The 12,025-nt window shown below is 42.6% G+C and carries 13 protein-coding genes; 3 read left to right on the forward strand and 10 right to left on the reverse strand.

Annotated elements, in window-relative coordinates:
* Positions 1 to 76: 76 nt before the first annotated feature.
* Entirely contained in the window at positions 77 to 319 is a 243-nt protein-coding gene (locus QFZ72_RS20415; RefSeq protein ID WP_307437059.1) for an ABC-2 family transporter permease, read from the reverse strand.
* Positions 306 to 533: a response regulator gene (locus QFZ72_RS20420; RefSeq protein ID WP_307437061.1), complete on the reverse strand. Its 228-nt coding sequence runs from the start codon at positions 531 to 533 to the stop codon at positions 306 to 308. The genes QFZ72_RS20415 and QFZ72_RS20420 overlap by 14 nt, the downstream gene beginning before the upstream one ends.
* Positions 534 to 709: 176 nt before the next feature.
* Between QFZ72_RS20420 and QFZ72_RS20425 the strand changes: the two genes are divergently transcribed.
* Entirely contained in the window at positions 710 to 1,969 is a 1,260-nt protein-coding gene (locus QFZ72_RS20425) for an S-adenosylmethionine decarboxylase related protein (protein ID WP_307437064.1), read from the forward strand.
* Between the two features lie 35 nt (positions 1,970 to 2,004).
* Here the strand turns inward: QFZ72_RS20425 and QFZ72_RS20430 are convergent, their stop codons facing one another.
* From QFZ72_RS20430 to QFZ72_RS20440, 3 genes are all read right to left on the reverse strand, one after another.
* Entirely contained in the window at positions 2,005 to 3,138 is a 1,134-nt protein-coding gene (locus tag QFZ72_RS20430) for a glycerate kinase (RefSeq protein ID WP_307437067.1), read from the reverse strand.
* A 12-nt stretch (positions 3,139 to 3,150) separates the two neighbouring features.
* Positions 3,151 to 4,419: a GntP family permease gene (locus QFZ72_RS20435; protein ID WP_307437069.1), complete on the reverse strand. Its 1,269-nt coding sequence runs from the start codon at positions 4,417 to 4,419 to the stop codon at positions 3,151 to 3,153.
* 124 nt (positions 4,420 to 4,543) lie between these two features.
* Positions 4,544 to 5,644, reverse strand: coding sequence for a CdaR family transcriptional regulator (locus QFZ72_RS20440; RefSeq protein ID WP_307437071.1), 1,101 nt, complete (start codon positions 5,642 to 5,644; stop codon positions 4,544 to 4,546).
* A 163-nt stretch (positions 5,645 to 5,807) separates the two neighbouring features.
* Here QFZ72_RS20440 and QFZ72_RS20445 point away from each other — a divergent pair, with 163 nt between their 5' ends.
* Positions 5,808 to 6,359, forward strand: coding sequence for an NfeD family membrane protein (locus tag QFZ72_RS20445; RefSeq protein WP_307439884.1), 552 nt, complete (start codon positions 5,808 to 5,810; stop codon positions 6,357 to 6,359).
* The gene (locus tag QFZ72_RS20450) at positions 6,356 to 7,888 is read left to right on the forward strand and encodes a flotillin lipid rafts scaffold protein FloT (RefSeq protein ID WP_307437074.1); all 1,533 of its coding nucleotides are present in this window, start codon (positions 6,356 to 6,358) and stop codon (positions 7,886 to 7,888) included. The genes QFZ72_RS20445 and QFZ72_RS20450 overlap by 4 nt, the downstream gene beginning before the upstream one ends.
* Positions 7,889 to 8,219: 331 nt before the next feature.
* Here QFZ72_RS20450 and QFZ72_RS20455 read toward each other — a convergent pair whose 3' ends face one another.
* The 5 genes from QFZ72_RS20455 to QFZ72_RS20475 form a co-directional block, all read right to left on the reverse strand.
* On the reverse strand, positions 8,220 to 8,321 hold the full coding sequence (locus QFZ72_RS20455; protein ID WP_307437076.1) for a YjcZ family sporulation protein: 102 nt from the start codon (positions 8,319 to 8,321) through the stop codon (positions 8,220 to 8,222).
* A gap of 134 nt (positions 8,322 to 8,455) precedes the next feature.
* A complete protein-coding gene (locus tag QFZ72_RS20460) occupies positions 8,456 to 9,013 on the reverse strand; it encodes a PepSY domain-containing protein (protein WP_307437079.1) in 558 nt (185 codons plus the stop codon).
* 175 nt (positions 9,014 to 9,188) lie between these two features.
* Positions 9,189 to 9,890: a PepSY domain-containing protein gene (locus QFZ72_RS20465; protein WP_307437081.1), complete on the reverse strand. Its 702-nt coding sequence runs from the start codon at positions 9,888 to 9,890 to the stop codon at positions 9,189 to 9,191.
* A 33-nt stretch (positions 9,891 to 9,923) separates the two neighbouring features.
* Positions 9,924 to 11,306, reverse strand: a complete 1,383-nt coding sequence (locus tag QFZ72_RS20470; protein ID WP_307437084.1) for a sensor histidine kinase — start codon at positions 11,304 to 11,306, stop codon at positions 9,924 to 9,926.
* Positions 11,303 to 12,001, reverse strand: a complete 699-nt coding sequence (locus tag QFZ72_RS20475) for a response regulator transcription factor (protein WP_307437087.1) — start codon at positions 11,999 to 12,001, stop codon at positions 11,303 to 11,305. Before QFZ72_RS20475 ends, QFZ72_RS20470 begins: the two co-directional genes overlap by 4 nt.
* Positions 12,002 to 12,025: the final 24 nt, after the last annotated feature.

Genomic DNA, 12,025 nt, shown 5'->3' on the forward strand with positions numbered 1-12,025 from the left:
TAACCTGAGGCGATTTTTCTGCATAGCCATTTGATTACAGCAAGCAACAAAAAAACCGCCATACAGCGGTCTCCATCTAAACAGCTTTATTTTTAATGTAAACAAAGCTTCCTGTAAAAAAACAGACAAACCCGCAGGCAATGGAAAGATAGAAGGATATTTCCGTGATAAAGGACCCTTCGTGCTGGAGCATCATTGCTAAAAATGGCTGTGCCCACGGATAGTATGGACCGATTTTTTCTGAGTTGATGATCATTATGTTTGGAAGTGTAAACATCACATTGAGCGCCAATGGGGCAGCAAAACTAGTCCATGCCATGGATACCCACAGAAATAGAGCGGCAAGAGGCAGGGCAGCCCGAAAACCGCCTGTCAGCAGTTTGATAAAAATGTCGGCTTGGAAAGGATCCCCCTTTTGCGATCTTGTAATGACAGCCCCGATGTATCCATTCCACGTAATATCCTTTTTGCAGAAGCTCTTTTTTCACCCAGCTGCCGATTTCCAGATCATCTTCTATGTATAAAATATTCAAGTTGCTTTCATCTCCTCACCATTAATGTTACAAAATATGGATGATCTTGAAAAGGGAGAATAAAAATTTATATACTTGTAGAAAAATAGTATAATTTGTCGTATTTTTGTGTGTTCTATCTATACAGGAATCATTTTCCGACATATCCTGTTAAAAAGATTGCCTGAGGTGAAGAAATGCAACACACAATTATCACTCTGCTTGGAAGTGCAGGCGGCGTCGCCCGTTCTGTTCTCTCAATCTTTAATAAGTCAGTAAATGATTTAAACGACCCCATTCATCCCTTCCTGAAAAACGCCGTCCTTCATTTAATCGATCATCAGCAAAAAGAATTCGATTATTATCACACCTTCTTTCCCAACTTGAAAGATTTACTTGTTCTCCATGAATTTGATTTAAAAGATACCGCTCAATTTACAGATCACCTAATCCAGACAAAGACCAGGATTGTCGTAGATGTTTCATGGGCCGATACCGCAGAAATGCTCAAGTGCTGTGATCTTGAAGGCGTAAGCTATATCAATACAGCTCTTGAAAATACAATGATTGATGAAAACGAAGACGAATTCGCAGGATTTCCTTTAATTGAGAGGCTGCGCAGGTTTGAAGAAGATAAACAATCGATAACAAATACGAAAGCCATCATCGGATCCGGCATGAATCCGGGCGTTGTTCAGTGGATGGCCCTTGAGCTTATGAAAATCCGTCCGGACCAGACTCCCCTTGCCTGCTATATTGTGGAGCATGATTCTTCGTTTTTCAAAAATAAACAGAATGCGGAAAAAGACACTATTTATACAACATGGTCGCCTGAATGTTTTCTTGATGAGGCGATTTCAAGCTACCCGATGTTTATGAAGAATAAAGCGCCGCTTTTTTTATATGAAAATGTGTATGATCTGGAATTTCAGGTGACACTCGGGAAGAAACAATTTAATGGATGTCTGATGCCTCACGAAGAAGTGTACACGCTCTGCCGGATGTATGATATGGAAGGCGGTTTTTTCTATAAAATCAATGATCATACGACAGATTTGATCCGTTCTAACCTTTACCGCTCCAATGACTTGTGGAATTTTGAAATGAAGGTGCTTGATCCGCTTGAGGGAGAGCTTGAAGGCGAAGATTTAGTGGGAGTCCTGCTTGTCTATGAAAACGAAGAGCTTTATATGTATAACGTGCTCGATAATGAATCAGTCTTTGCAGAATTCCAAACAAACGCCACATACTTTCAAGTAGCCTGCGGAATCTATGCCGGCCTTTCTGTATTGCTTAAGGATCAGCTTGCAAATGGCGTTTACTATGTGGATGAATTGCTGCAGAACACAAAAAATCAATACGGAGTCTATCTCGCTTATTATATGACTGAGTTCGTTTCAGGTAAAAATAAGAGCACAGATGGCCTGCTGCTTCAGCGGATGAAAAGTCTGAGATAGCAAAAAAACCGGTCTAAGAAAACCGGTTTTTTTGCTCATCTTTTTATATTTAAAACCTTTCCAAGATTATACATTAGATTCTCCACATAAAGAGGGCCTCTTTGCAGCGCCTCTTCCAATGATACAATTTCCGGCACGATGGAGAACACCGAACCGATTCCCTCTTCATGCACTTTTTCATAGCCATCCCCGATCGATCCGGCAATGGCAATGACAGGAATATTCAGCTTCTTGGCTGTTTTAGATACTCCGACAGGCGTTTTGCCGTGAATGGTTTGTCCGTCAATTCTGCCTTCGCCTGTTATGACGAGATCAGCTTCCGCCATATGCTGCGCAAGCTTTACAGTTTCAACGACAATATCGACACCGCGTTTTAGATTGGCATTCAAAAAGGCAAGCAGTCCCGCTCCCAGTCCTCCTGCTGCACCCGATCCTTCTATTTTTTCAACATCCATTCCTGTCTCTTTAAGAATGAGAGAGGCATAATGTGAGAGATTTCGGTCTAATACGGCAACTGTTTCATCTGTTGCTCCTTTTTGCGGACCAAATATGGCAGAAGCACCAGACGGGCCTGTCAATGGGTTATCAACATCACAGGCAACATCTATGGTTACACCTGTTAATTCTTTCATCATTTTAGAAGCATCAATCTTTGCAAGCTTTGATAAAGCACCGCCGCCATACGATAATTCTGCCCCCTCTGAATCAAGGAATTTCACTCCGAGTGCCTGAGCCATACCCACGCCGCCATCATTCGTTGCACTTCCGCCAATTCCGATGATTAAATGCTTTGCACCTTTTTGCAAAGCATCTTTTATTAGCTCTCCAGTCCCGGCTGTTGTCGTCATTAATGGATTTCTTCTTTCGTGTGGGACTAGATGAAGCCCTGAAGCGGACGCCATTTCAATGACAGCAGTCAACTGATCTCCAAGCCAACCATATTCAGCTTCTACAGGAAGCCCTAATGGACCTGTTACAGTCAAAGAAGTAAACGTTCCATTTGTAGCATCGACCAATGCCTGCACCGTTCCTTCTCCGCCGTCAGCCATAGGAATTTTCACCGTCTGAACTTCAGGAAGTGAACGTCTTAACCCGCGTTCTACTGCTTCGCAAACCTCAAGCGCCGTCATGCTTTCTTTAAATGAATCCGGTGCTATAACAATCTTCAAATCTCTCAGCTCCTATCCTAACAGTTTAAATACGCCAAATATTAAAGTAGAGATTACCGCAAGCGTGAATCCGACCAGAGATTCATAGGGGATCAGCTTCATTCTTTCTTTCATCCCCATAAAAACACTGCCTCCTGTTGCATGAAAGAAGCTTCCGTGAGGGAGATGGTCAAGTACAGTAGCACCCGCATGGACCATGGCTGCTCCTGCTAGTCCGGAGATGCCGATTTCCATAATAGCCGGTGAAAAGACACTGCTAGCTACCGCTGTACCCGCTGTTGTCGAGGCAGTTGCCATCGACATTAACATACCTGATGCCGGAGCAAGAATATATGCTGGCAAGCCAGATGCATTCAGACATGATACAATGACATCCTTCAGACCTGAATTCGCAATAATTCCGGCAAGAGTCCCTGTTCCGATGAGCATGATTGCAACACCAGACATTTTCAAAAGGCCAGACGCTGCAAAATCTGTCAATCGGAGGATGTTTTTTGTCGCAATTGCTCCGATGATACCGCCAAGAGGCAAAGCAATAATAGGATCGATGGCAACGTCAAATACCGGTCTGAGTGAAAGCAAGAGGATAGCCGCTGCTGGTCCGCTGATTGCTGCTGCAAACGAAGGCAGATTGGCTCCATCTTGAGCAGTAATTTCTTCTGCTTTCACCTGTTCACCTTTTAAAACCATTCTTTTAGCCAGAATATATGTCACTAAGACTCCAAAGACTGCAGGAATCAAACCTGCTGCCATCACGGATGTAAGCGGCACGTCAAATGCATCTGCTGCCGCAATCGTATTTGGATTAGGCGACATGATGTTTCCCGCCTTCCCTCCTCCGATCATCGCAAGCAAAATAGCAGGCTTTGAAAGCTTTGCTCTTTTTGCAATGGCAAGTGCGATTGGCGCAACCGTAATAACCGCTACATCAATAAAAACACCAACCATTGTTAAAAGCATTGTCGCAATAACAAGTGCAAGCAGTGAGCGCTTCTCGCCTATTTTCTTAATGATTGTATCTGCTATCACTGAAGCAGAACCTGATTCAATCAGCACTCCTGCAAGAACACCTGCTGCTAAAATTCTAAGAACAGCCGGTGTGATATCCTTTGCGCCTGTGATCATCAATTCAATGGTCTCCGTCAGATTGACTCCGCCAATCAGGCCCCCTGCAAGCGCCCCTGCCATCATGCCGTATGCTGGAGGAACTTTCTTTAAGATGAGGAAGATGGCAACAATCAATGCGCACACCGCTCCGAAAGCGCTTACTTGAATATCCAATTTGTTTTCCCCCTTATAAGTGGTTCTAATGCTTTAATTGTAACCGCTTACCGCAAGAGGAATCATTGTCCAAACTGACAAAAAAAGAAAGCAATCACCGGACCCACTTGTGCGAATGCACAACTTAAGTGACCAGCATTGCCGCATAAAGGGTCATTAAATCCAGCGTTTTCCGCGGATTATAAGAGGTTATCTCCTCTATTTTATCTAGTCGGTACCTGAGTGTATTTCTGTGGATAAAAAGCTTCTCAGCTGTTTTATTCATGTCCCCGTCAAACTGAATGAAAGCTCTTAAGGTATGCAGCAGTTCTCCGTTTCGGTCTGACTGCTGAAAAATATCCATAGTATGTTTAAACAGCTCATGCTTTTTTTCATCTTTCTTATCTCGGAGCAAAACGGATAGTGCCCAGTCCGTATATTTATAGAAAAAATCCACGGCAGAATGTTTTTTTGCTGCATCCAAGGTTTCTTTTGCGCTCTCATAAGACATGGATACACCATAAAATCCGTCATATTGATAACCGAGGGCACCGTAAATGCCAAGGTCCATACTTTTCAGCATCTCATTCATTTCTTCCGGGAAAACAGATTGTTGCAGGGTTTTGCTTTCTTTTAACCATATAATTTCAGCAGCCGAAGTCGATACGATTAAATCATTCGTGCCTGATTTTTGCTCCAATTCTCTCATAAAAAGCTGTCTTTGCTTTAGAGAGATTTGTTCGGGAAGGTGAAAAAGAACAGCCTGCCGTTCAACAAAGAGGTTTAGATTCAACCGTTCTGCCCGTTCCGTAAACTCGTTTGTTTGCTGCTTTTCTCCTTTTAGGAGCTGAATCAGTGTTTCCTGCTTCAATGTTTCATTCCAGCGCATCTGATCCGATAAATAGGCTTGTTCGATTGTGAGCTCAGCCGCCATTTTTACAAGTTCGCCAAACGGAGCCACAACTTCAGGATCTCCTGTTATGCCGATGACGCCGATTAATTCCTGATGAAAAAAGATCGGCAAATTGACTCCCTGCTTTGTTCTCGGATAAGTCCTGCTGTCCTTCTCAGTAAATACTACTTTTTCACCTGTCTGCAGAACCTTCAGCGCTCCATGATGTTCATCCCCAAGCCTCGTTTGGTCACCTGAGCCTATTAAGATTCCATCCTTATCCATTACATTGACGTTGTAGGGAATAATGGACATCGTTCTTGCTACAATTTCTTTTGCGAGTTTTTCATTCATTCCCGGTTCACCTGCTGATCGTTTTCTTAAATTCTATCATTGAAAAAAGAAATGACAATTATTCAATTTTTCCAAAAAGATGAAACTTTCCGCCTATTAGATCGTATAAGTAAGCAAGACCCAAATAAAGGAGGATTTTCCAAAAGAAATAAGATAGAGGGTGATAGACATGTTTGGTTATCCGATTGAGACGATTTATTTAATCGGACTAATCATTGCCGGAAGCTTGACCTTGCTGTTTGTGTGTTTTGGAGATGCAATAGAAGGCATCACCGGAGGAATACCGTTTTTAAGTCCGACGCTTGTCCTCGCATTTTTGACATTCTTTTTTGCATGCGGATTCATTCTTGAAATGACCGCTCTGTTTTCAGCGTTTCTTTCCGTATTCATTTCCATCTTCAGTTCAGTAATTTTAGTTACCCTGCTTCATATCTTTGTACTAGTACCGCTATCCTCAGCGGAAGAATCCCTTTCATATCATGAATCCGATCTCAAGGGACGTGTAGGCCTTGTTATTACGTCCATTCCCGTGGATGGATTCGGGGAAGTGCTGCTCTCAAGCAGTGTCGGCTCTATTTCTAAAATTGCCGCAAGCTTTGATAACATCCCTATCCCAAGCGGAACAAAGATTTTAGTCATTGAAAGCAAAAACAGCGTCGTATCTGTCACATCGTATCAGCCATTTGAAGAAACACTAAAGGGGGACACACTATGACCATGCCAATCATTATTGTTTTAGGTATTGTCTTTTTTATTCTAATTGCTTTAATTGCGGTATTTGTGACGAAATACCGGACAGCAGGACCAGATGAAGCACTCATTGTAACAGGAAGCTATCTCGGAAGCAAAAACGTTCATACAGATGAAAACAGCAACAAAATCAAAATCGTCCGCGGCGGCGGAACGTTCGTATTGCCTGTCTTTCAGCAAGCAGAACCTTTGAGCCTGCTTTCAAGCAAGCTTGACGTTTCCACACCTGAGGTTTACACCGAGCAGGGTGTTCCCGTCATGGCAGATGGTACGGCGATTATTAAAATCGGGGGTTCCATCGGAGAGATTGCAACAGCTGCCGAACAATTTCTCGGGAAATCTAAAACAGACCGCGAGCAGGAAGCACGTGAGGTTTTAGAAGGCCACCTCCGTTCTATTCTCGGCTCGATGACTGTTGAGGAAATCTACAAAAACCGTGAAAAGTTTTCTCAGGAAGTACAGCGTGTTGCCTCACAGGATCTCGCGAAGATGGGTCTAGTCATCGTTTCATTTACCATTAAGGATGTCCGTGATAAAAATGGATACCTCGATTCTTTAGGAAAGCCGAGAATTGCACAAGTGAAGCGCGATGCTGACATTGCAACAGCTGAGGCAGAAAAAGAAACCCGCATTAAACGGGCAGAAGCAGCAAAAGAAGCGAAAAAATCAGAACTTGAACGTGCAACGGAAATTGCTGAAGCGGAGAAGCTTAATCAGCTTAAAATGGCTGAGTACCGCAGAGATCAGGATACGGCAAAAGCGAGTGCCGACCAGGCCTATGACCTTGAAACCGCAAAAGCAAGGCAGCAAGTAACCGAGCAGGAAATGCAGGTTAAAATCATTGAGCGAGAGAAGCAAATTGAACTCGAAGAAAGAGAAATTCTGCGCCGCGAGCTTCAGTATGATTCAGAAGTAAAGAAAAAAGCAGACGCAGACCGATATTCCGTCGAGCAGGCTGCTGCTGCTGAAAAAGCAAAACAGCTTGCAGATGCCGATGCCAATCAATACCGGATTGAGGCACTCGCAAGGGCCGAAGCTGAACGAATCCGCATGGATGGATTAGCCAAAGCAGAAGCACAGCGCGCTCAGGGGGAAACAGAAGCTGAAATGATCCGCCTGAAAGGGATCGCTGAGGCTGTCGCCAAAGAAAAAATTGCAGAGGCCTTTGAGCAATACGGTCAGGCTGCGATTTTGGACATGATTGTGAAAATGCTGCCTGAATATGCGAAGCAAGTAGCAGCTCCGCTGTCCAATATAGATAAAATCACGGTCGTCGACACTGGGGGCAGCGGTGAAAACAGCAGTGCCAACAAAGTCACAAGTTATGCAACAAATCTGATGAGCTCCCTTCAGGAAAGCCTGAAAGCTTCCTCTGGCATTGATATGAAAGAGCTGATTGAAAATTACTCAGGTAAAGGGAATATTAAACAAAGCATCGATCAGCTTGCCGTTAGTCAACAAAGAGAAATGGATAAAAAAGATCAGACATTCTGACTAGATCTTAAACGCCTGGATGTTACCCAGGCGTTTTATTCATTCAAAGTGAATGAAACTGTATTTTGACTATGAAGGTATATTTTTTGCATGTTGTCGGCAAAAAAAGATCGCATGCTGATTCAGCATGCGCAAGCAGGAAGAGGTGTCTTACAAACATGAGGCTTATGAGAAAAGCATCTTTCTCATAAGGCATTCTATTCATCATTCTATTATTTCGCATGTGCGTTTTGTCCAAGCTGCGCACATTTTGTCAAAAATCAACAAGTGCCCTGATGGGTTTTATGTAAAAAGGAGCCGCTGATTTAACATCAGCTGCTCCCTGCTATTATTAATAGCCGCCGTTACCGCCGAAGAATGAAGTTCCTACGATGATTAAAAGAATAAATAATACGACAATTAGCGCGAAGCTATTGTTAAATCCACCAGACATTGCTCTTCCTCCCTTTCATCTTTTAGTCACTTTCCTTATCAAAATATGTAGATTCCTTGGAATTGACCTAGGACAAGAGTGGAGTTTCATAAAAAACCCTCAAATGCCCTAAGTACATTTGAGGGTTTATGCTGTTAATCTTCATCTTCCCATTCTGTTTTCAGAACGTTCCCGGTTTCTGCTGAAATTTCAACTTCTGCTTCTTTGCCGTTTTCACCCTTTATTTCAAAGCTGTAAACAGCCTCTCCGTCTTCATCCTCAAGCTCAGCTTCTTCAACCGTTCCTTTTGCCTCATTTAAAGCGATTTTCGTAGCTTCTTCCAAACTGATTTTCACCTGTTTTGAATCAACGTTTGAATCATCCATGTCGTCATCCTGCCGGGCATCGTCCTGTTTCTTTTTCGTGATTTCTCCTGAGTCTGCATTTACGCGATAATCATAGTCTTTACCGCCCGACTTCACTTCGATGTCATATACCCAGACACCTAATTCACGCTCAAGCTCCATTTCTGAAATGCTGCCTTTTTGTTCTTTCAGGACGATTTCTTTTGCCTGATCATAGCTGACTTTCAGATTTTGCTCTTCTGCCTTTTTTTCTGCCTGGGCACGGTCATTCGGTCCGATAAACTGTGATCCTGCGCCAATTCCTCCAATGACAAGTGCACCTGTTAATAATGCTGTTGTTAATTTCATGTTTTATTCCTCCTTGTTTTTCTCTACATCCTTATCTTAGACTTCTAAAATGATAAAAAAGAGATAGAAACATTAGAAAACGATGAGAAAATCATGAAAAACTTATCATTTAGCCCTGTCTCAGGACCTGTCTGATCAAATAAAAAACACCTTCTGAGATAATCAAAAGGTGTGTTCAGTCTTCTTCATTTTCAATCGCTACAGACAGAACCTTACCTGTAAACGCGTCAATTTGAATGGTAGCTTCCTGCTGTCCCGATTCTATTTCTACTTCATAGAAAACACTGTCATCCTCTTCTTCAAGGTCAATATCTTCTATTTTTCCGTTCACTTCAGCTAATGCGATTTTTTTCGCCTGCTCTTCTGTCAGTTTTACATGCTGTGTGTTTTTCTCAATGCTGCTTTTGTCCTCTGAAGTTATTTTACCGGTGTCAGCATTCATTTCAAGTTTAATTTGTTCTGTTTTTGTCAGCACTGTGATGCTGTAAATCTTTCTTTGCAATGTAAGCGCCTGAACGTTCCCGCGGTAAATTTCTTCTGCAATCTTTTTCGCTTCCGCTTCCGAAATGGCAGGATTTTCTTCCTTTTCAGAGTCTGTTTTCTTCTCCTGCTGCAGATTTTGAATATTCCCTGTCTCTGCATCAACTTCGAGAGAATATAGCCCCGTCTTTTCTTCTAATTGCACGTGATAGACGTCTTTGCCATCTGACCTCAATAAAGTCATTTCGATAATTGTTCCCGTATAATGAGCTTCAACAAGATTCCGGGCCTCTGCCTCCGTTACTTTCACGTCACCCTTCATGACAGATGCAATTCCGATGATTCCAATAACACCTATAATCACAAGCACGGTGATGATGATCCATTTTCTGTTCATGATTTCCTCCTATTTCGTATCCATGAAATCATCTTAGCCTTTCAAGATTAAAACTTCATGAGAAGGATTGGCTATTAAAAAAAGATGAACAATTGTCCCTTCACCCTCTGTGCTTTCAATTGAAATCTCGCCCCCATGAGCCAGAACAATTTTTTTCGCGATGGAAAGACCAAGTCCTGTCCCTCCTGTTTCTCTGTTCCGTGCTTTATCCACTCTAAAGAAACGGTCAAAAACATGCTCTAAATCCTCTTCCGGAATTCCAATGCCCCGGTCTTTAATTGAGAGGTGCACTTTCTCCTTCTCTTTTTTAGCCGTACATATGATGCTCTTCGAACTGTACTTCATCGCATTATCAAACAAAATGAACAGAAGCTGCTTCATTTTAAGCTCGTCTGCAAAGATAAACAGCTCTTTTTGATCAAAATAAAAGTCAATATGCCGTTTGTAAACCTGTTCAATGGTCTGTCCTGACTGCTTACAAAGAGATACAAGATCCATCTTTTCCACGTTCAGCTGCAAACGGGAATCATTTTCCGCAAGCTGAAGAAGCTGCGCCGTCATTTCTTTCATCCTCACTGCTTCAGAGTAAATGGCTTCAATTGATTCTTCCATGACTTCAGGTTTTGTTGTGCCCCAGCGTTTCAGCAATTTTGCATAGCTTTCAATGACGGTCAATGGGGTTTTAAGTTCATGCGAAGCATCTGAAATGAACTGCTGCTGCTTTTCAAAATTTGTCTGAAGAAGGTCAATCATCTTATTGAACGTATTTGTCATTTGATGCAGTTCATCCTTAGATTTTCCGCTAACCTCAAGTTTCTTAAAGGTTTCCTTTTTCTCAATTTCCTCCATCGTGCCAATCAAAGAGTTAATCGGCTTTAAGATCATTTTGCTCAGCATTCTGCCTGCAAAAAAGGACGGCAGCAGAACCAGGAGCGATGCTATGGACAGAACGATTTTCAAGACATCCATATTTTCATTCACATTCTCAAGGTTTTCGGTTACTTCAAGCTGAACCACTCTTCCATCACTCCAAATAACGGGGACAGCTGCCTTTGCAAAAGAAAGTCCTTCCGCATTTACGACTTCACTGCTTTCGGATGAACGAAATTCCGGAGAAAGGATGTTTCGATAATCTGCGTTTTTTGAAACAGCTAAAATCTCTTTTGATTGATCATTAATAATCCGGATCATGCCATCAGCAGGCAAATAAGCTCTTAAGAGGTCTGATGAGTTCACCGGCTGCTTTTCATCCTGTCTGATGGCTCCTGCGATCGCTTCCGCCTGAAGCTTTAAACGGTCAAGCTCGCTGTTTTGGGCAATCGTTAAAAACAGAAAATAGATGGCAGCATTGATTGCAAGAACGATGATCAGCATCCAGACAGTTGAAAACAGCTGAATTTTATGGTTGATTTTCATGAAGAAGGCTCCTTGAGCGAATATCCAACACCTCTGACTGTGTGGATAAGCGCAAAATCAAACTCGCTGTCTATTTTTTTCCGTAAATAACGGATATACACATCAACCACATTTGTATCGCCATAGTAGTCGAATCCCCACACTCCGTTTAGGATCTGCTCCCGGTTCAGTACCTGATTTTTATGGCCTAGTAAATAAACAAGCAAATCAAATTCCCGCGGCGTTAATTCGATTTCTGCTTCCCCGCGCCTTACGTCTCTTGTTTTTTCATTCACAGTAAGATCGGCAGCCTTCAATATGCCTTCTTCAGCTGCTAAACGCATTGGTTTGCTCGTCCGCAGGCAAACCCTGATTCTTGCAAGCAGTTCTTCTATTTGAAAAGGTTTTGTTATGTAATCATTTGCTCCCTGATCAAGGCCGCTTACTTTATCAGGAATCGAATCGCGGGCTGTCAAAAGAATGACAGGCGTTTCCTGATCATTAGCACGAAGCCTCCTTAGCACCTCTATGCCTGTCAGACCAGGGAGCATTACATCTAGGAGGATTAAATTCCAGGAAGAGGAACGAATTTGTTCAAGCGCACCCAGACCATCATGGACGGTATGGACCGAATACCCTTCAAATTCCAGTTCAAGCTTCAGTACTCTGGCAATTTTCACTTCATCTTCTACAATCAGAATTTTTTCTTTCTCCATAACTGCCTCCCTGACACCGTTTTT

Source organism: Bacillus sp. V2I10 (assembly GCF_030817055.1).
Lineage (GTDB): Bacteria > Bacillota > Bacilli > Bacillales > Bacillaceae > Bacillus_P.

Coding starts and splice junctions, on each gene's coding strand:
- QFZ72_RS20415 (WP_307437059.1), bottom strand. CDS start 319: ATGGCATGGACTAGTTTTGCTGCCCCATTGGCGCTCAATGTGATGTTT.
- QFZ72_RS20425 (WP_307437064.1), top strand. CDS start 710: ATGCAACACACAATTATCACTCTGCTTGGAAGTGCAGGCGGCGTCGCC.
- QFZ72_RS20440 (WP_307437071.1), bottom strand. CDS start 5,644: ATGAATGAAAAACTCGCAAAAGAAATTGTAGCAAGAACGATGTCCATT.
- QFZ72_RS20450 (WP_307437074.1), top strand. CDS start 6,356: ATGACCATGCCAATCATTATTGTTTTAGGTATTGTCTTTTTTATTCTA.
- QFZ72_RS20455 (WP_307437076.1), bottom strand. CDS start 8,321: ATGTCTGGTGGATTTAACAATAGCTTCGCGCTAATTGTCGTATTATTT.
- QFZ72_RS20460 (WP_307437079.1), bottom strand. CDS start 9,013: ATGAAATTAACAACAGCATTATTAACAGGTGCACTTGTCATTGGAGGA.
- QFZ72_RS20465 (WP_307437081.1), bottom strand. CDS start 9,890: ATGAACAGAAAATGGATCATCATCACCGTGCTTGTGATTATAGGTGTT.
- QFZ72_RS20470 (WP_307437084.1), bottom strand. CDS start 11,306: ATGAAAATCAACCATAAAATTCAGCTGTTTTCAACTGTCTGGATGCTG.
- QFZ72_RS20475 (WP_307437087.1), bottom strand. CDS start 12,001: ATGGAGAAAGAAAAAATTCTGATTGTAGAAGATGAAGTGAAAATTGCC.